This window comes from Bacteroides sp. AM37-9 (assembly GCF_003603455.1).
GTDB lineage: Bacteria > Bacteroidota > Bacteroidia > Bacteroidales > Bacteroidaceae > Bacteroides > Bacteroides xylanisolvens.
Window position 1 is genome coordinate 292193 of record NZ_QTNF01000001.1, and the last position, 21830, is coordinate 314022.

11 protein-coding genes are annotated in these 21830 nt (G+C 43.8%); all 11 read right to left on the minus strand.

Annotation, left to right across the window (positions count from 1 at the left end; translation table 11 throughout):
• Positions 1-27: 27 nt before the first annotated feature.
• The 11 genes from DW862_RS00990 to DW862_RS01040 all read right to left on the minus strand — a co-directional run bounded on the left by DW862_RS00990 (position 28) and on the right by DW862_RS01040 (position 21817).
• Positions 28-765: a hypothetical protein gene (locus tag DW862_RS00990; protein ID WP_004309636.1), complete on the minus strand. Its 738-nt coding sequence runs from the start codon at positions 763-765 to the stop codon at positions 28-30.
• Between the two features lie 79 nt (positions 766-844).
• On the minus strand, positions 845-3109 hold the full coding sequence (locus DW862_RS00995; RefSeq protein WP_015532249.1) for an endo-1,4-beta-xylanase: 2265 nt from the start codon (positions 3107-3109) through the stop codon (positions 845-847).
• Between the two features lie 30 nt (positions 3110-3139).
• Positions 3140-4207, minus strand: a complete 1068-nt coding sequence (locus DW862_RS01000) for a DUF5627 domain-containing protein (protein WP_224262915.1) — start codon at positions 4205-4207, stop codon at positions 3140-3142.
• 44 nt (positions 4208-4251) lie between these two features.
• Positions 4252-6009: a RagB/SusD family nutrient uptake outer membrane protein gene (locus DW862_RS01005; protein WP_004309633.1), complete on the minus strand. Its 1758-nt coding sequence runs from the start codon at positions 6007-6009 to the stop codon at positions 4252-4254.
• Between the two features lie 44 nt (positions 6010-6053).
• Positions 6054-8864 (minus strand): SusC/RagA family TonB-linked outer membrane protein, encoded by a 2811-nt coding sequence (locus DW862_RS01010; protein WP_004309632.1) that lies wholly within the window; start codon positions 8862-8864, stop codon positions 6054-6056.
• A 31-nt stretch (positions 8865-8895) separates the two neighbouring features.
• The gene (locus DW862_RS01015) at positions 8896-10797 is read right to left on the minus strand and encodes a RagB/SusD family nutrient uptake outer membrane protein (RefSeq protein WP_004309631.1); all 1902 of its coding nucleotides are present in this window, start codon (positions 10795-10797) and stop codon (positions 8896-8898) included.
• Positions 10798-10811: 14 nt separating this feature from the next.
• The gene (locus DW862_RS01020; RefSeq protein ID WP_004309630.1) at positions 10812-13955 is read right to left on the minus strand and encodes a TonB-dependent receptor; all 3144 of its coding nucleotides are present in this window, start codon (positions 13953-13955) and stop codon (positions 10812-10814) included.
• 119 nt (positions 13956-14074) lie between these two features.
• On the minus strand, positions 14075-15808 hold the full coding sequence (locus tag DW862_RS01025) for a glycoside hydrolase family 43 protein (protein ID WP_120067114.1): 1734 nt from the start codon (positions 15806-15808) through the stop codon (positions 14075-14077).
• 216 nt (positions 15809-16024) lie between these two features.
• Positions 16025-17356: a glycoside hydrolase family 43 protein gene (locus tag DW862_RS01030; protein ID WP_099146527.1), complete on the minus strand. Its 1332-nt coding sequence runs from the start codon at positions 17354-17356 to the stop codon at positions 16025-16027.
• A gap of 19 nt (positions 17357-17375) precedes the next feature.
• Positions 17376-19352, minus strand: a complete 1977-nt coding sequence (locus DW862_RS01035) for a glycoside hydrolase family 97 protein (RefSeq protein ID WP_118418576.1) — start codon at positions 19350-19352, stop codon at positions 17376-17378.
• Between the two features lie 20 nt (positions 19353-19372).
• On the minus strand, positions 19373-21817 hold the full coding sequence (locus DW862_RS01040; protein WP_118418517.1) for a TIM-barrel domain-containing protein: 2445 nt from the start codon (positions 21815-21817) through the stop codon (positions 19373-19375).
• Between the last annotated feature and the right edge of the window lie 13 nt (positions 21818-21830).

The window sequence follows — 21830 nt, forward strand, 5'->3', positions numbered from 1 at the left end:
ATAATAGTTGTTGCAAAAATAACAATACTACCAATAGCGATAAAAACTATAGTTGTAAATACCGTCACCACTGATAGTTCCTTCATACAATTTATAGCCTTTTATATCACCATGATAAAAAACTAACGGAGAGCCGTTATAATCCATTTCGTAAGTTCCTTTCGTTTCCCCTTTAGGAATAGTGATTGATGCACTACTCTCATACTTTCCACCATCATTGTATGCTTCGTATGGGATTCTGCAACTTATATCTTTTTTTACGGGATAAGTTGTCGTGGCAGTAAAAATAGGATGATTGGAATACAGTTCTTTCATTGAAATCATTATGCGATTATCAATTCCATTTTGAGTAATACCAACTGTTAATGTTTTATTAGATCCCGGCTGTTTCAATACAATTTTTCCACTTCTGAGAGAGGAAGTATTGTCCTGGGCTACTACCGATAGAACATATATATCATAATACTGAAAACATATAAGATAATCCAACCATGAAGGATCGCTCACTATTTCAGGTTGCAATAATGTTTTTGTTCCATTAACCTCTACATAGGAACATAAAGTTCTACTAAGAGGTTGTGAGTCATCCTTCGGACTAATAACAAAGTCCTCCACTACATCCGAATCTGAAGCCCCAAAACAATATGTACTATCCGAATTTGCAGCCCTTGTAACTATATCTCCTACTTTATCTATATCAAACAGAATTTCATTACTACAGCTACACCAAATAATCAAACTTAAAATAAATAATATGTTTTTCATTATTATCCGACTTTTATTGAAACAATAAAGGCAGCGGATTCATGTTATATGCCCCGCTGCCTTTTCTTATCAATCTCTATTATTTACCAGCCAATCCGTCAGCAAAACCGGCATAAGTATGCTTACGGTTGTAGTTGGAATCCCATAAACCTACAGGTTCACCGCCACGCCAGTTAGAATCACCGGGGGCACCGGGAGCATCGGTAGCACACCACTGCGTGATGCCGTATTGCTGTGCCACAGGAATAATCTCGAAGTATTTCTTCACGATAAACTTATAATATTCAGCCATCGCTTTATGTTGTTCTTCTGTCATATCCTTTGTCAACACCGTAGTGCCGCTTTCATCCACATATCCCATATCCAGCTCAGATACTTTCACGAGTTTGCCACTCTTGGCTAAGATTTCAAACATTTTCACTACATGTTCTTCTTGCTTCTGCTGGTCAGCAGCATTGGCGCGATAAGCCACGTGCATCTGTGTACCGATACCGTCAATCTTTGTCACACCGTCAGATTCCCACTTCTCTATCCAGTGTACCAAGCTCTTGGCTTTCTGATTGTTATCCCAAGTGGATTCCAGATTGTAATCGTTGATGAAAAGTTTGAGAGGTTTAACACCACCGTTTTCTGCATAATATTTACGGGCGGCAGCTACAACAATACGAACATAATCTTCACTACCCAAGTAATCTTGCCAGTAGAAATTATTGGCAGCGTCAGCACCGGCATTAGATGCAGATTGCAAGACATAGAAACCTTCACCGTCGTTGCCACCACCTGAAATAGCTTCGTTCACTACATCCCAAGTAGTCACGTAACCACCAGTAGCTTTCATCATTCCTTCAATCCAATTGTTCATTGCCCGAGTAAGCGCTTCTTTTTTCTCTTCGGGAGTAAGAGGAATAGTGTTACCTTTAGTAACTATTTGCAATTTGATATTATCAAAATAATATTTATTAGCAGGTGCATTGGGCGCGCCTACATCCAAGTTCCATGCAAAAGTCTGCATGTTTCCCTCAGGAGAAAGGGTAGTGTTAATAGTAATAGTTTTTTCAAAGTGTTGCCATTCCGTAGTGAAACTAACAGCACACCCACCATCATAATGAATATAAGCTCCAGGGGCAGCATGAGCCTGAGACTCAGAATTATTGGGTGTATCTGCACGATAATCGAAAGAGATACGTACAACATCATTTTCCACCAACGGACGGTCAGCATACAAAAAGAATTGAGTATCCCAACTGTTTGTTCCTCCACCAGCAGAAGTAACAACGAAAGCACGACTACCGTCTTTACCTACTCCATCAACAATATCGCAAGCAGCATTAGCTCCTCCCACATGAGTAGAAACAAAATTGGTAGTTTCACTGCCTTGCGCATCACCATTAGTAATGATGTCAGTTAAAATCTCTACTGCCGCATCTCCCGGTGTAGGTATAATTGAATAAGAATGCGCATGCCAACTTGGTTTAGACCAATTAGAAGGCAGATTTCCTTCTTCAAAAGTTCCGTTCTTTATCATATTTTGCTCAGAACCTTTTTCAACCAGCACCATGTCATCAAACCAAAGATCTCCTCCAAACTGTCCGAAATTGAATAACAAACGAGAACAATCACTATTAGGTGTAAATTCAATGCTTATTGTGCTCCATGTAGTTCCTGCTGAAATCTGTGGTATGCCATAATGTGTATTACCAGCATTCGGTGTTTCTATCCAAAGCGGAAATGTCACAGCTGATGAAGCCTTGGTTCTCATAGAGAATACATAAGATTTCCCTTGTAAAAGAGGAGATTCCAAATCATAGTAATTTTGCCAATCCCATGGATTCGCCTTCGCTTCAGAAGTATTGATATGCAAACAATTTCCTTCTCCTACAGAGGGCGGCAATTCTTTGTCTTTAATCAAAGAATTCAAATACTTATTATTCTGCTGTGCATGCCAAGCCAATGTATGTCCATATATAGTAATTCCGGCAGCTTGGGCGGCAGTGACAAATTTATCCACAGTTTCGAAATTCATCTCCCCTTTATCGTTCACACACGAAGCATATTTCATCGCATTGCCTGCGGTCACTTCGTCGAAGTTGGCTTCCGCTAAACGAAATACCAATCCTCCTTCGATAAATTCGTTGGCTGCCAACGCTAATCCCAATTTAAAATCGGGATTAGCTGCACGGTCTATGTACGATTTCAGCGGGGCATAATCATTCAGATACTCGTATTGCGCTATCGACTCCGGTTTTGTCACCGTGACATCGGCAATCTCGGTATCCACGCAAGAAGCCAGCAAAGCTGCTACCAGCGTGCCCCATACCATATTATTTTTTCTATTCATCTTCATGTAGTTTTCTTAAATTGTTTAGATTGCGGTTCACTTCAACTTCACGTTAAAAGTTTCAAATTTGCTCTGTCTGTCGCGTGACACCAGCGCGTCCGTGCTGCTACATTTGGCAGTGCCCGTTTCACCGGTCACAGCATTCAACACATAAGGCGCATAAGTCACTTCATAGGTCAGTTCGAACAGGTCGCGGTCTTTGTCGCCCCACGCTTTCTTGGCACCATGATAGGTCCACTTGCCCGAACCGCTTGCCTGAGCCCCCGGTGTGTCGGTAGTGATGGAGCAATTGCCGTTGTCGTCAACCGTTATCACCAAGTCCATTGTCAACGTTTGCTTGGAAGATTCGCCTTTCTCATTCACCACATCCACCGAAAGCGAAAGAGGATAACGCACTTTGTTGAGGGCAATAGTTCCCAATGTACGTTGGTCTGCTTTCTCTATATTCTGCGGGTTACGGTTGAGCGTAGAAGTGTTGCCATTGATGTCGAGCTGGTCTGTGCCACGACTCAACCAAACGCCCTCATACTTGTTTTTGTAGGTCACCCCATAAAGCGCATAGTCTTTGGGAAGCACGTCCCAGTCTGCCACATTCAAGCGATTGGGAGACTCAACTTTAGGTTTGCCCGCCAAGATAGAGTCTGAAGCCTGTGCTAACCGTACCGGAATGACATAGGTGAGTTCGGGCGTGAGAGGATCATTGAAGAAAGCATCGGTCAACTGTATGTCCATACGTCCATAAATGTCTCCTTTGGGAAATACCACCTGTTCCGAAGAATAAGTATAATATTCCTTAGGCATAGGAAGTATCGGCTTGCCATTGTCGAAATAAGCATTGGTACACAAACTTTCATCGATAACAATCTGTGCTGTGCGCTCTTTGCGGTTTGACCACACACCGCCCAATGTAGCGATGATCTGCATCCGATATTCATTGTCTTGTTCGGTAGGATATACATCTTCGCCCAATGTGATGGTGCGTATAGGAGTCTGAGTAGCAAAACTGATGGTCTGATATTCGTAATCGTCGAATTCTTTGTCTCCGTTTTCACAGCCGGCAAACAACAAGCCAAGGACCATGCATTTCATTATTGTCTTATTCATAATCATTGTATGCTTTAGCATTTTATTAAATTTACACTATCGGTTTACCAACCCTGATTCTGTTTCAGTTCGTCATACTTAAGAACTTCCGAATAAGGAATAGGACCGTAATACATATACTCACTGAACGAGCGTTTGTCTACCTCCATTGGAGTATAACGGGTTCCACTGATATTCATCCCTTTAGCGGTTTCGGTCAGATTGCTCTTCCAGCGGCGCAAATCCCAGAAACGGAAACCTTCGAAACAAAGTTCGATGCGACGTTCGTTGCGGATGAGTTCCGCCATCTTTGCCTGATCGTTCTTGATGGATTCCAAGTAAGCATCACCATTGTCGCGACCGATGCCGGCACGGTGGCGCAACTTTTTCACCACATCATAAGCAGAATAGCCGTTGCCTCCTTTATCTTGCGGACCGTACGCCTGATTTGCCGCCTCGGCATACGCCAAGAATATCTCGGTATAGCGGATGCGCGGTGTGTAATGATACTGGTCGGCTTTCGCATTCGGGTCGAGGCTGATGTCCTGACGCAACAGTTTGCGCAGATAGTATCCGGTACGGGTAGAACGTCCTACCACCTTGTTCAGTGCATCATTGGTAGTTCCGTCGGCTGCCGTAAAGATTTCCTTATTCGTATTGCCTGCCTTACAACCATTATAGAGAATGTATGCTTCCAAGCGCGGGTCACGGTTGGCATACGGAAGATTTTCATCATATTCGCCGGACAGATGAGACACCGGATAACCGTTCAGCATCGGGAATGCATCCACCAGATTTTGAGTTGGGTTGATACGTCCGTTACCGTAGAGTGTGGGCGGGAAGTTATCTTCTTCGAGCGAGAGGGATTTGGCACGTTCACCACGCCACAGAATTTCAGCAGGTGATTCGGTTGGGCTAAGTTTTTCAATATCATCTACATTGCAATACCATGTCCATCCGGTAGGATCCATACCGTCTACCCCTCCGATATGATTCAGCACCTTTGCAGCACTAGCAGCAGCCGTTTTCCAATCAACGCCTGACTGGTCACTATATGCCGGACTGGCAGCGAGCAAATCCGCTTTTGCCACAAACGCTTCCACCACCTTTCCGGACATACGTCCGATAAAGTTTGCGCCAAACACACGGGTGACTTTGCCTTGGTCTGCTCCTGCATATTTAGCAGACAAGCGTTGCATTTCCGCTGCGTCACCATATTCCCAAGGCAATCCTTCGAGTGCCAACCGGGCGTCTTCTTTCAACGCCTTCATGCAATCTACAAATGTGCTGCGGGGCACATTGAAATTGGATCCGGCTGCTTCCGGTTCGGTCAGGATGGGCACCCCCATCAACACACCGTCTTCGGTATAGCCCGCATGGGCTTCGAGGAGGTAATACATATACATGGCACGCAAGCCATAGGCTTCCGCTTTCTCACGGTCGCAGAACATCTGCGCCACCACTTCGTCTTTCGCCCATTTCACCTTGTCGGCATTGGCAAGGAAAAGATTGATATACTGTATGGCGGAACGGCAGGAAGTCCAACGGTCGGCAGGATTGTTGTTTGCCGTCCACATGCCGGAGGCTATTTTACGCCAGCTGTTTTCCGCATCATTGCTCACAGCGTCATCGGTAGCCACGTCGTTGAAAGAATAGCCTGCGCAGGGTATGCGTGTATAGGCATTTGCCAGTATTCCTTCGGCATATTGCGAATTCTCGTACATATATTCCAGTCCGAGGTTGTTCTCGATAGCCGGTTCGAACAAGTCATCGCATCCGGTCAGACAAGCGGCAAAGGCACATATTGTTATAATTTTCTTCATGACTTATTTATTCTATATTTTTATATTCTACAACGAGAGACCCATCAAAAGTCTACCTTTACACCCAGTGCGTACGAACGGCATTGGGGAGAAGTCCCTACATTCATCTCCATATATTTACGCTCCTTCGCCAAGGTCAACAGACTTGTTCCGTTGGCATAGATTTGTAAACCTTTCACAAGTTTGCCTTTCAGCATAGCAGCCGGGAAGTCGTAAGACAATTGAACACGGTTCAAATCGAAACGTGAAGTGTCGTACAACCAGAAGTCGGAAGCCACAAAGTTCAGGTCGCCACCTTGTGTGGTAAGACGCGGGTATGTGGCGATATCTGCCGTCTCTTCCGTCCAGCGTCCGCGAACCACTTCAGAATATTTGCGATCGCCATACACGTGCATATAACTATTATTCTTCAGTCCTTTGCCACCAAACGATCCGGTGCCTGCCACAAACAATGTGAAGCCTTTGTACTTGGCAGTCAGGTTGAGACCCATCACCCAGGAAGCACCCCACTTGCCCAATACCACCTGGTCTTGCTCATTGATGACACCGTCGTTGTTTTGGTCTACATACTTCAAATCACCGGGTTTGGTATTAGCATTCACCTTTGCCGAGCTTTCCACATCGGCAGCGTCTTTGAAGAATCCGATGCATTGATATCCGCGCAAAGCATCAATCGCCTCACCTTCGGCTTTCAGCCAGTCATATTTCACATTCTCGTCCCATTTGGTGTTCTTGGAGGTGTAGTACATACCCACAAGCCCCACATTCCATTCAAAGTCGCCGTGCTTTTTGCCCACGTTTACACTCAAGTCCACACCCGTACGACGTTGGTTGTTCATGTTGATATAAGGACGCATATCGGACTTCGGATAATAAGTCTGGAAATAAGACGGATAATTTTGGGGCTGCGCCAGCAATCCTTCGGTATTGGTTACGAAGTAATTGGCATTAAGTCTCACCAATCCCTTCCAAAGAGAAGCGTCCAATCCTACCGTAAATTCCTTACGCTTGATGTAGCCGAGGTCGGGGTTTCCACCTTGCAGGAAGTCGGTGGTCTGCATCGAGTTGTTTACCTCGCTCCATCCCCACCACGTACCTGCCTGTGTAAACTTGGTAGCATACATGTAGTAATCACTGATATCCAAATCCTGATTGAGCACACTATAGCCTGCCATCAGTTTCAGGTTATCGAGCCAATCGGCATCTTTGAGGAAACCCTCTTCGGAAAGACGCCATCCCAACGTAAACGAAGGCGAAAGTCCTATCCGGTTGCCTTCGGGCAATTTAGCGGAATGAACCGCTGCCATGCTGAAATCGGCGTAATACTTACCGGCATAGTTATAATCGAGTTGCAAACCCAAGTTGGAATTGCTAGTGCGATGGTAGGTACCCGAATAGGTCTGCTGGCTGCCTTGAGCCAACAACAATGCATTCACATGATGATTGTCGGCAAAAGTGTTCTGATAGCCGAACTGTGCAGAGAAATAAATGGTCTGATACGCCGTACTGCCCGATACGTTTTGCGTACCGGTATGCTTGTCCATATTGTACTTGGTCAATGAAGTAATACGGTCGCCTCCGAAAGCATTGTTCCAAGAGGCTTCATACACTGCATAGTCGTCGTCGATAGAAGTGATGTAAGAAGTTCCGTAGTCTACGGAGAACTGTGTACGGAATGACAATCCTTTCAGTACTTTATACAAATCGAGGTTGATTCCCGCATCAAACTGGAAACGACGTGAAGTAGCTTTCTGATAACCGGACGCATACATGGCAGCAAAAGGATTAGTCATGTTCAACTGCGTACCTCCCAATAGATATTTGCCGTCAATAAGGTAATTGCTATTATTGATCAACGTCCACGAAGCAGCATCGTTTTTATCGACAAACTCAATGGGAATGAAAGGTACAAGAGGCGCCGAACCGGGAGCAGTCGGACGTAACGTAGCCGAGTTAGCCCAGTAGTCTGCCTTATCGTGACGGGAATCGTAGAAGATAGCATTTGCATTTACCCAACCGCTGATCCAGTCGTTCATACGCAAATCCACATTACCGCGGATATTCAGGCGCGAGTTGCGGTTGTTCTTACTTTCACCGAAGTTGAGCAAGTCGTTGGAACTCTCGTAACCGATGTTCGTATAGAAGTTGGCGTAGCGTCCGCCGCCCGAAAACTCGGCCACTCCGTTATAGTCCTGACTTGTCTTCCGAATATAGTCGTCGGAAAAGAAGTTGATGTTCGGATAACGGTAAGGGTTACTTCCGCTTGCATAGTTGTAAATCTGCTCATCCGAGAAAGCGGGATCCAACCCGTCGTTACGCAACGCCTCGTTATACAACGTCATGTATTCGGCAGAAGCCAGATATTTAGGATAACTTTTAGGCACATTGATACCGGCATTGGCACGCGCACTCACCCGCAAGTCTTTATCGCATCCGCGCTTCGTGGTGATAAGAATGACTCCCTTCGCACCACGGCTGCCGTAAAGCACCACGGCTTGCGCTGCTTTGAGGAATGTGATTTGGGCTATTTCGGTAGGACGAATGTTGTTTGCCTCACGAGGAACTCCGTCTACCAATACCAACGCTTCGCCCATGTTCCATAATTGTCCGTTGTAACCTCCCACTAAAGATTGCATATTGTCGAGACTGTACAGCGAATAACTTTTATTAGTCAGTTCCTCTACATTGACGGACGAGACACCACCCATCAAATCCGCCCGGTCCACTGTGCGGAAAGCCACATTCACTTTCTGAGCCAATGTATCAGTCTTCTCCACATCCGTCTGAGCCATCAGCCCGGCAGAAGCAAACAATAGTCCGGCGCTAAGAATTATATTTTTATGAATTTGTTTCATGATATTCTATTTCGTTTAATAAGTCACTTGTTTACCATCCCGGATTCTGATAGAACTCCGGATACAAGGTCACGTCAGACAATTTCAGAGGCAACCAGTAATGCTTCTCCGTGAAATTACGCGTCACGATTACCCGATATGTATAGCCGCTTACAGCTGTTTCCTGAGGGTTCTCGGCAAGGTCGCCTACCCGTTGGAAATCGACAGCAGTCTTTTCGGTATAAGGTTTCTTGTCGATAAGCAACCAGCGACGCAAGTCAGTGAAACGGTGTCCTTCGTATGCAAGTTCTACCGCACGTTCGCGGCGAATCTCACTGTTGAACAGATCGATTGAACCGGTATATTTGGCATTGACACCTTCTACTCTCGCACGTTTGCGGATGGTGTTGACTGCGGCCAGTGCCGTAAGTGTACAGTTGGTTGACTTTCCTGTAGACGAGCCGGTAGCATTTGCCGCAGCTTCAGCATACATCAGATAAATGTCTGCCAGACGCATATAGCTGCAATAGATATGCATCTGCGGACTCCATCCCCAGCCATCATCCCATTTATTGGCTGTCACCGGAATAAACTTGCCAAGCAGGAATCCGGTACGGCTTCCGAACTGGTCGTCACGGGCGTTTCCGCCTGTGTAGAGGGATGCAACGGCTAAGTCACCGACCTCCTCCGAATCTTTTTTTGCATCAGATACCATAGGCGAACCGTCGAAGCGAATATCATGATAGAAACGTGGGTCGCGTCCTTTCCAAGGATGAGTCTTGTCCCACTTGGATTCCTGGTCGTCGAGCGGCAATCCATTTGCCATACCGTAATAGTGTACATAGTTGGCTGTGGGCGAGAGTTGCGGATTGTTATCTTTCTTATAGCTGGCAGGCACAAACTGAAGAGCTAAACCAAAAGTTGAGTTTTGCCAGCCATCTGCCACCAATCCTCTGAACAATGCTTCTGTAGAACCCGGCATTTGGGCATTCTTTCCGTATGTGTAGAAGAGGTCGGAATAGTCCTCAAAGTCCACCAAGCTATATTGCGTCTGTCGGTTCTCTACCAGCGTAAGCAACTCCCCGAACGCTTCGGCAGCCTTCCGGCAATATTCCTGATTGTAGGATTCGCTTCCTGTGGACACCTTGTTCATCAACGGACTTCCTGCCCACAGGTAGTTTTTACCTAAATAGCCCAGTGCCATGATTTTGTTGATGCGCAGTTGGTTGTATCCTTTCGTGCTCGGGCTGATAGATGTCTTGTCCCAATCAATAGGCAGCAGATCGGCAGCCATCCGGAAATCATCGGCAGCCTTGTCGGCACATTCGTGATAGCTGAGTCGCGGCTCGTTGAATGTTTCGTTGGGAGGCAACACCTTATCTATATAAGGCAATCCGCCGAAATATTGTATCAGCATGAAATGAAACCACCCGCGGAAGAAATAAAGCTGTCCGGCAATGGCGTTCTTCTGTTCCTGCGTTGCATCGGTAAGCAGGTCCAGATTTGCTAATCCCGTATTACATTTACGGATTCCGTACCAAGAAGCGGGCCACAAGTCGCGGTTCCATCTGAATCCGTCGTTCGGAGTAGTAAAGTCCAGATTCAGAGTTTTGCAATCCATAAATCCGGCCCCCCAGCCGTCGTGTTCAGCCTGCCACCCCCAAAAGTCGCCTTGGTCCACTTTATAGCCCATGTGATAATTGCAGTCTACACCAATCACTTCGTCTTCACCCCAGTTCCAAGAGTTTGACCAGTATTGTTTGGCCATGTCGGGAATACAAGCATAAAGCTCTTCTACAAATCCCTGAAAATTGTGGAAGTCCTTAAAGGCATTTTCCGGAGTGACATCCGATTCGGGTGCCTTGTCCAGATAGTCGGTACACGAAGCAGTCGTACCCGTCAATCCGAGACTCAAACAAGCCATTACAGCATATTTTATAATGTATTTTTTCATAATTCGATGATGTTTTAAAGGTCAAATTTAATACCTAGATTGAAACGACGTACAGTAGGATAAGCACCTTGCGAAGCCAATCCCGTACCTGCAAAGTTCGATTCGCGGTCATCCGGCATACGCGACCATACCCAAAGGTTGTTTCCGTTCAGGAATATTTTAAATCTGTTCAATCCAATTTTCTTTACCCAAGGTTGTGTAAAAGTGTAAGCCACTTCAGCATTCTTCAGACGAATAAACGAACCGTCGTAATGGAAGCGAGTACCTTCATAATAACTCGGAGTAGAATTGATACGAGGCATGGGAGCATCTGCATCAAAACGATCTTTCGACCAGAATACTCCTTCGTCGAATACAGTATTCACGTTATTGTGCAAGGAAGTAAAACCCACATAACGGTTGACGTTGGTCACTCCATAGAACTGTACAAAGCAGCTGAATCCCTTGTAATCGAATCCGATAGTAGCGTTGTACGTATTTTCGGGAGTACCCGTATAGCCGTAAGGAGCGCTGTCGTTGGCATCTATCACGCCATCACCATTATAGTCCATAGTGATATACTGTCCGGGCAATTTCTGATCGTTCATCGTATTGTGTGTAGGCATGGCGAATACTTCGTCCCACGTGTTGGCAAATCCTGCCGTAAGATGAGCGTGGTCTTGTCCGATGGCAAATCCTTCCGACTTCTGGTATGCGGGACGCAACACAGGGTCATCGTATTTGAGAATCTTGTTTTCAGCATGAGTCATATTGAAGTTACCCCACAGACGAAGACCGTTGTTCAATGTTTTATTTACACGAAGTTCCAATTCGTATCCTTTCGTACGCACGCGTCCTAAGTTGGCAGCCGGGGCGGAAATTCCTAAATAACCGGGAGTGGCACGTTTGTCGCCGGCTACAAGAATGTCCGAACGCTTGTCATAGAAAAATTCCAAACTACCGGCAAGCAAACCATCGAAGAAAGCGTAATCAACACCGATATTCTGCTTCAAAGCTGTTTCCCAATGTACATCGGGATTACCTACCGTAGCTTCCTTGTACCAAGTGTAAGGAGACTCGGTTCGATTGTTCAAACCGTGGAAAGACTTACCTCCGTAAGCCCACTGTGTAGCATATAGAAAACGAATACCAAGATTATCGTCACCTACCTCACCGATAGAATAACGTACTTTCAACATATCTACCCACTTACGGAGAGGCTTGAAGAATCTTTCTTCGCTTATCATCCAGCCCAACGCACCTGAGTTAAACAACTCGAAACGATAGTCGGGACTAAACTTCTCGGAACCGTTGTATGCACCGTTGTATTCCAAGAAATAACGGTTGCCATAACTATAAGTGGCGCGGAACGCCCAGTCTTCACGATAGTGAGGGAATTCGCTACCAGTGCTTCGTTCGGTACGGTTGAACACTCCCATGGCGCTGACATCGTGGTCACCGAACTTGCCGCTCCATGACAATTGTCCTTGATAAAAAAGATTGCGTTGAGTAGACCAGTCCCGCACAGCACCACCTGCTGTAGACCACAAGATACCTTCCTGAAAATCGAGTCCGGTTTTAGAGTCGGTTTGCGCGTTGCTATAATGCACCTCGCCTGTTTCCGGATCTATCCATTTGGTCTGCGTCCCGTGATTCAAGTCATTGACACCACGACCGGCTTCCACAAACACGTTGTCCCACGAAATCATGGCACTTGCACGTAATCCTTTTACGAGGAAACTCAAATCCTGTTCCAATACAAAGTCAGTATTGACGCGGGTAGTAGTAAGCATTTCATAGCCTGCATTGGCGAGATTCAACACAGAGTTCGGCGCACCTTGCGAATTGGGCTTGTAGTATCCCCACGTACCGTCGGAATAACGGGGCAAGAAAGCGTCTGACGGAGAACTGTAGGCAGCCTGCCACAACTGCGAGGCACCAAATGAATCGTCGGCAACTCCCCACGGTGATTTCTTCACACCGTAAGAACCGAAAATATTGGCTTTCAATACGGTAGTTTTGGTAATCTTGAAGTCCAAATTACTACGTGCATTAATACGGTTGAATCCGTAACCTGCCTGATAACCACGGTTATTGTCCCATTCGCGGAACAAGTCACCTTCATGCAGAAAGTCTACCGCAGCGAAATATTTGACGTGGCGTGTACCACCCGACAGGTTGATGCTCGGATTGTATGACATGGCATAATCTTTGAAAAGCTCTTTCTGCCAGTCAACGTTCGGATAACGTTCGGCCTCTTCCAAATTAGCAGGATGGCGATATTTGTCAATCGTCTCCATCGGCAATATTTTATTCCAAGAAGCAGGATTCAAGCCTAACTCATATTCGGCAGCCTGATTACGCACATACAACGCATCCGCCGACTCCATTCTTCCCGGCAGAGCAGAAACCACTTTAGCCGTCATGTTCATACTTACGTCAATCTTGGCCCGACCTTCGTTACCGCGCTTAGTGGTTACAAGAATGACACCATTGGCACCCTTCACACCATAAACAGCAGTTGCCGACGCATCCTTCAATACAGATATAGACTGTACAGAACTCATGTCCACACTGCTCATCGGACGTTCGATACCGTCCACAAGGATAAGCGGTTCGCTATTATTCCACGAGCTAACGCTACGAATTACAATTTTCGGGTCTTCGTCACCCGGCATACCAGTAGAGGCAGAAGTCACCACACCCGGCAAATTACCCGTCAATGCCGCACCCACATTCGACACACCACCTGCACGCTGTAATGTCTCACCAGTGGTTTGTGCAATAGCACCTACCACAGACGCTTTCTTTTGTTGTCCGTAACCCACCACAACCACTTCTTCCAGTTGCTTGGTGTCATCTTCCAATGTTACTTTAATAAGACCTTTAGAAACCACTTTTACTTCCTGCGGTTTCATTCCTACATACGAAACAATAAGGACAGACTTCTCACCGGGCACAGTCAATACAAAATTGCCATCTATATCTGTGATTGTACCTATTGAACTATTACCTTTTAAAGTTACTGAGGCTCCAATGATTGTCTCACCATTACTGTCAAGAACCGTTCCCCTCACCGTTATCCCTTTCTGTGCTGATGCTGTTACAAAACTAAACAACATAAGGAGAAACAGGTAAGGAATTTTTTGAATTTTCTTCGTTACATTTTTCATTACCATTAGTTTAAGATGTTAATTAACTACATTGTTTTCTAATCATCATTCTTTTTTAATTGCATTAGCTATCATTATAAATATCACCCATAGTTGCTAGTATTAGATTTATATAAAAAAAATAATTATTTGCAAGTAGCGTATAATCCAATTGTAGTACCGGTAAATCCACCAGCCGTTGTAGTAGAGAGATAACTGGAATCTACATCTTTACAAAGCAGTTTCCAGCTTTTTTCACCATCAATAGAATAATAGAAGTCGTAACCAATTCCTTGAGATACTAATTTCAAATATACCTCATTTGTATCTGCGTCTATTTCATCTGAAGCCAATGTCTGTTCCTTTTCACCGATTTGTTTCAGAGAAATATTTTTATTCTCACCCACTTTATTCAAGCAGAAGAAATATTGATGCGCCTCATCTTTAAACAATAACATTCCGGCTGTTTCCTTATCGTTAGAAGGATTGAACAACATACGGGTAGCACATTCAAATTTATGATGTTGTAACCGACGGCAGACAAATGCCGGAGTTTTCTTTTCCGTAGAGCTAATATCTGCACACTTCAAGGTCAGGTATCCGGGTGTTTCCGTCAATGAATATAAATCGGAAGCAGAAGCTCTCAAAGTCATCCAAGTCATATCAAGTACAGGAGAATCAAAGTTCTCTATTAACTCGAAGTTACCATAAGTAACTATCGTATCGCGTTTCGCACCTTCACGTTTTACAATCATAGGTACTAAATCATCTCCTTGTGTCATGTACGGGAATCCATCTTCACTCCATTTCACCGGCATCATAAATGTTTCACGTCCCAAATTCTCAAACTGATTATTAATAGGGCGACAAGCCAGAAAAACAGCCCACCAATCTCCCTCTTTTGTTTGAATCAAGTCTGCATGACCAGCACAGGTTACCGAATTAGGACGGTCAGAATTCAAATGTCTTTGCGTCAGAATCGGATTGTTTTTCCATGGAAGAAATTTACCCATCGGAGAATCACCACGGAAAATCACTTCCGAATGCCAGTTACCCGTTCCACCTTCGGCGGACATCAAGAAATACTTTCCATTTATTTTATATAAATGAGGACCTTCTATCCAAATTGGTTTGTCTGCCGGTTGAGCTCCTTTGTTTACAAGAATCTTACGAGGACCGATCGTCTTATCTGTTTTCACATCAAACTCTTGTATGCGTATAGTACGGTGGCCGCTATATTCAGGTTTATTATCCGGAGCCTCATCATTATTAACAATATATGCCTTACCATCTTCATCAAAAAAGAAAGAAGGATCAATACCTCCGACCTCCGGCAACATGACGGGTTCCGACCATTCACCAAACGGGTCTTGCGTCTTAACAAAGAAATTTCCGGCTCCGACATTGGTTGTTACCATATAATATGTCTTGTTATACGGATTATAAGAAATAGCCGGAGCAAAAATACCACCACTCACTTTCTGTCCTTCCATATTCACTAATTGCGAAGCACGGTTCAACACATGCCCTATCTGTTTCCAATTCACCAAGTCTTTGCTGTGAAAAATAGGAACACCGGGGAAATAAGTGAATGTAGATGTTACTAGGAAATAATCACCTTCTCCATTTGTACAAACACTAGGATCAGAATACCATCCCGGCAAAATAGGATTATAGAAATAGTCTTCACCTGACAGAGGATTGGAAATATAAAAATCATCATTTCCTTTATAAGAAAAATAATCAAAGAGAGCCACAGATTTTCCAATAGCCGGTAATTGTTGTTCTTTCTTTGAGTTACATGACATCATTGTTATCCCCAACATAAATATGGAGAGCCGGACGATTGACATTAATTGTATTACCTGTGTATTCTTCATAATACCTCTTATTTTCTTTATAATCAAATATGAATTACTGATCTTTTTCTGCAAAGATATGCCAGCTTATAAAACTACAAACATAATTATGTTACGGGCTTCTTTTCCTAAATAACATCTTCATTTTCAATGTTACATCTATCTTTCCCCTTGTAGCACACCCAAATAATTATGCTGATTATAAGCACATTACAATCTCATTTTTTTGAATAAAAGCTATTCAAATTCCCAATAATCCAGATTGAAAAGTTTGTTTCCTTTCTCTCCTTTAAAGCAGAAATAAAGATCATGTACACCCTTTGCATTCTTTATCCGGCATGACATCTGTTTATATATATCCAGTCCTCCTGTTGGTGATATACTGACACAGCCTATTACCGGACCTTCCGTGCTGTCCAGACGAATTTCTATCATTCCGCCTTTTTCAACACAAGCTGCGCTTACACTGAATTTCTTTGCTCCCTTCTTGCCAAAGTCGACACCACGCACACACAGATATTCATTATCATCAATATCGGTTATATACAAACCACCATTCTTATGATTTTCAGCTTTCAGACCATATCCCCAAGCCATCGTTTCGGCTTCCACTCTACGGTAAGGATTAAAGTTTTCAATCTGTTCCAGTTTCGTCTCCTGCCAATAAGGAACTTCCTTAATGGTTCCATCCGGATTATAATGCATTTTTGCAACAGATACCGAACGACGTTCTTTATGGTCGAAAGTCTCCAGATGAAGCAAATCATAATTTAGGCCGAACACATAAGAACTGCCTTTATAATCAATAATTCCGGGATGATTTCCTCTGGTTCTTTCCGTTGGACGCATAATATATCCTTTTGTACTCCATGGTCCGGTAGCTTTGTCGCTCATAGCATAGCCAATCCCTTCCGGACAACAAGTAGAAGCAAAAGCCATATAATAATGACCGTTACGTTTATATACCCACGGACCTTCCTGATAATGTTCCGGTTTATCAGCCAATTTGACTATTTCCCCCGAATATGAAATCATATCTTCATTCAGTTTCACATAATAAACATTCGGATTGCCCCAATACATATACGCTTGTCCGTCATCATCAATAAATACGGTAGGGTCAATATCATCCCAATGCTCTTTTTGCCAAACTAATGGTTTATTCAAAGGGTCTTTAAAAGGACCGTAAGGAGAGTCGGATACCAATACGCCAATACCATTACCGTGAATCGGGCAATACATGTAAAACTTGCCATTACGTTCGATGACCTGTTCTGCCCAGGCACCATTATCACGTTTCACCCAATCAAAACTCTTCAGAGAAGCGACCGCTCCGTGATCGGTCCAATTCACCATATCAGTGGAGGTATAAAGCAACCAGTCCAACATTTTGAATCCTTCGGCATCATCCTCATCATGGGTTGTATAAAGGAAAACGGTATCGTTATATACCATCGGAGCCGGATCGGCAGTATATTTTGTTTGTATAATAGGATTTTGTGCAGTTCCAGAAGTAGCGGCAGTGATTGCCAACAAAAACGACACGCCTAAAAATTTAAAGTTTCTCATATTCTTTTATTTAAAATGGTTATTTGGTTATTAATACTCCACCATTGCAAGGAATAGCCAATTGTAATTCTTGTTTCTTCCCTATTTCTATTTGTTTCACACCACCCTGCAATGCCTTATCATCACTAAATAGTCTCACCTTTTCTCCATTGGAGAACATCGGCAAATTAACTTTAAGTTTCAGTGTTTCCTTCTGCGCATTTACTCCGGCAATATACCATTTGTCACCATGACGACGGGCAAGAATAACGTATTTACCAGGATAACCGTCAATGAAACGTACTTCGTCCCAAGTCGTTGGAACCTCTTTCATAAAATCAATTGCCCACGACGGAGCATCGGTCAGGTTATTCGGTGCCAAAGCGAAATGCTGTACCGGACTCTGAAATAGCACCGCCGTAGCCAGTGCGTAGACATCTGATGTCACCCGCCGGCTTCCCCGTGGGGCATTATCCGCATTATAATATTTGTTCAATGCACTACCTCCAAAATCCATGCTACCTACCGTGTTACGGATAAACGGATGTAAGGTAGCATTAAAGGCCTCATTATCACAGCTGCCTTGAGAGAAATGAAGATTTTCACTAGCCAATACAGCCTCACTCGATGCGAAGTTAGGATACATACGTTCCCAGCCACGAGGCAAAGTGCATCCATGAAAAATAACCAGAAGGCCGTACTCGTTTGCATCCGACAAGATATCCTCATACAACTGCATAGTCATTTGCTTGTCACCTCCGAAAAAGTCAACTTTTATTCCACGAATGCCAATGCTTTGCATCCATTTCATCTCCTTACGTCTGGCTATCGCATTATCCATGATACTTCTCGGAGTTTGCGGAGCATCATTCCAATACCCATTCGAATTATACCACAAATAAAGAGCTACCCCTTTGTTCTTCCCATATTTAGCCAATTCTTCAATTTTATCACGTCCTATTTGCTTATCCCACAAAGCATCCACCAACACGGACTGATAGCCCATTGCTGCCGAGAAATCAATATACCGGAGTTGCTCTTTATAATTAGTACTTCCATCCATACCGATAATCCAGCTCCATGAACCCCTGCCATACGTATACTCTCCTTTTGCCTGATAAAGCGGTTTTACAACATCAAAAGGAACGGTTGTCTCCACTATTGGAGCCAAAGTCTTGCCCACAGTAATAGTACGCCAAGGCGTCTCGCCCGGCAATGCTATCCCCGGAGAAACTGTACCATTCCCATTTGCTTCACCTTCTTGCGGAAATCCAATGGTATACACCCCTTCTTTGTGTCCCAACAGACGGCTCGCACAATATCCACCATTTACTCCCGTTTCGGAAACAAGCACCCAACCGTTATCTCCATTACGGAACAGACAGGGAAATGTGTATCCTTCTCCCCAGCCATTTTTGCCTGCGACATCATCTGCCGTATAAGACGTCTCATAACTTGGAGAAGTACGGGCAAATCCCCCCATCGGTTTACTTTGCGGACAAAGAAAAGTGGTGGTTCCGTCAGGAAACGCAAATCCTGTAGCTTCTTTCTTAATCACGCAACTTAGTGTCTCACCTTGCGGATACATCCTATATTTAAAAGCAACATCGTTATTACTTATGCGGAATATAACATCATAAATTGTTTTCCCTTGTTGCGTAAACGAAAATACAGCTTCATTCGCCACATAATGTACCTTACTCTTTTTAATAGAAGCCAACTCGTATGTTTCATCTATTTTATTTGTTGAAACATTCTTCTCCAGCGACATCCCCGATGAGAAATCTCCTATATTTGCAATCATCCCCAATGGAGATGGTTTCAAAAAGAGAACATTGTCATAACTAACAGAATAAGAGGGTCTTCCATCCATATCTGCGACTGTTACTACCAGCTTTCCATCAGGACTTGTTATCTGTTTATTTTCTGCACTTGCAACGCTACTACCCAATAACATAGCCATTACTATAAAAAACTTCACCATATTTCTACTTTTTAGATTCTTCTCTATTGGCATAATCACACATTCTATTACAATCAAAACTTTACAGAAATAGCCTTTCCATTATAATCGACGTTTTTTTGAGTCCCGTCCTGGAGAGTTACAGTAAACTTACAGTTCTTCAACATTCCCTCATACGCACCTTTTCTTGCTCCTATCGTCAATTTACAAGATGTATTATTCCACGAGATTGGAATTTCCGTATAAACGCCTTTTTCGTAGTTGTAATTATCAAATTCATCTTCATATAAAATGAAGTTTCCATTCGCACCCGCATACACCTTCAGTTCAAGATGATCCCACGGTTTTTCAGTTGCATACTGAACTTGTGGACCGACAGGAATAATACTACCCGCTTTTACATACAATGGAATAACATCAAGTGTAGTCTCTTTGGTAATTTCCTTTCCGCCTTCGTGTTTCTCGTTCGTCCAGAAGTCATACCATAGCGTTCCTGCCGGTAAGTATATGTTAGTAGGTTTCGTTTCCATGAAATCCACAGCAGCGTCAGTTTTTGTTTTTTTCGCTCCATCTCTGTTCCATCCTTCTTCTTCGGAGACTTTTACCACAGCTTCCGGTGTATATTGTGCATGAGTAATCGGAGCCACAAGGATCGATTTTCCAAACATATATTCGTCATTGATATCCCACACCTTTCTGTCATCTACAAAATCCATCATCAAAGCGCGCATAAAACTCGATTGACGATTGCTTACCTCCCAAGAAGTAGAATAAATATAAGGCAACAGAGAGTAACGTAAACCTATCATCTTCTCGATAGCATCATATACAGGCTCGCCTTTCTTTCCGAACTTATAGATTTCCCTATAAACATCCGTCCCGTGCGAACGCATCATCGGATTGAACGTTCCAAACTGCAACCAACGCACATAAAGCTCCTGATACAATGGATTTTTTGAAGCACTATCATCATTCCAGCTTTTATTATAATGTCCTGCAAAAAAGCCACCAATATCACTATTCCAGTGAGGCATACCACACAAAGAAAAGTTTAATCCGGCAGGAATCTGATTTCTAAAACTCTCCCATGTGGAAGCGACATCACCACTCCATACATTTGCACCATAACGTTGCTGCCCCAAGAATCCGGAACGGGTTAAAATAAACACGCGTTTGTCCGAAGTCACTGCACGCTGATGGTCGTAAACCCCTCCGACAGTCATCAACGGATAAGCATTGCGCACCTTACGGAACGAGCCCAGATAGGTTTTGGTATCCATATCCTCCGGCTTCCAATCCAGATGATCGGGTTCGGTAGAGTCCATCCACCAGGCATCCATTCCCAGCTTGAAAATTCCATCATTCAGATATTTCCAATAAATATCACGTGCTTCGGGATTGTAAGCATCATACACCCTTACACCGGAAGGATATTCCATGTTGGGGGGCCATGACTCCAATCCCGATTGCGGCCAGGTAGTGAAGTTAAACAACATACCTTTTTTGTCCAATTCTCTATAAGGTTTGGTCATCGGTCCGAATGACGACCAGATAGATATAGCCATGTGTGCGTTCATCGCATGGACATCCTCCATCATCTTTTGAGGATTATTGAAAGTCGGATTCTGAAAATCCATCGCATTCCACAAATAGTTATGCCCCCAATATTGCCAATCCTGAATAATACCATCCAAAGGAATACCCAATTCACGATATTTACGAACAACGTCTACCACTTCCTCCTGGCTTTTATATCTTTCTTTACTTTGCCAGTAACCATAAGTCCATAAAGGAAACATCGGCGCTTGCCCGGTCAGGTTGCGTACCTGTGCTATAACACCGTCGGCATTTTTCCCATACATGAAGTAATAATCCACACAGTCACCTACTTCAGAACGGAAAGATGTTTCAACTTCGTTATCCGTAAAAAGAGTCGGCGAATAGTTATCCCAAAACACACCATATCCTTTAGTAGACTGGAAGAAAGGTGACACATCTTCAACATTTCCCTGTATCAGATTTTTAGTCATGTTCCGCTGAATCATCTTTCCATTTTGCAATTGTCCCAAACCATAAATGGCTTCCTCCTTATCTAATACAAAAGGTTGATAAACCTGATAAGTTTTTGTCCCGGCATCATCGAAATCGATAAACTGCATACCGGATTTCTCTGCCAATAACGACTTGCCATCCTTTGAGCAATAAGAAACAATTCCCGTTCCGGTGTCCACACTGACACTTAGTTCACTGGTGTTCAATACAATCTTATTATCTTGCATATCAGCCTTGAAATTCACCTTTTCGGGTTTGGCAATTACAGAAAGACTCTGTTTTTCATAGGCAACCCCTTCCGGAGACTTTATTACTCTCGCCACAGCAGGCGCAAAGAATTGTATTTCTATATCCACTGCATTTACAGTGGTTTTGATGCCGGACGATGTTTTCTGATAGTTCTGTGCGAATAAGATATTTGTGCTGAAGCATAAACATATACCCCAAAATAGATGATGTATTTTCATAATTATGGAATGA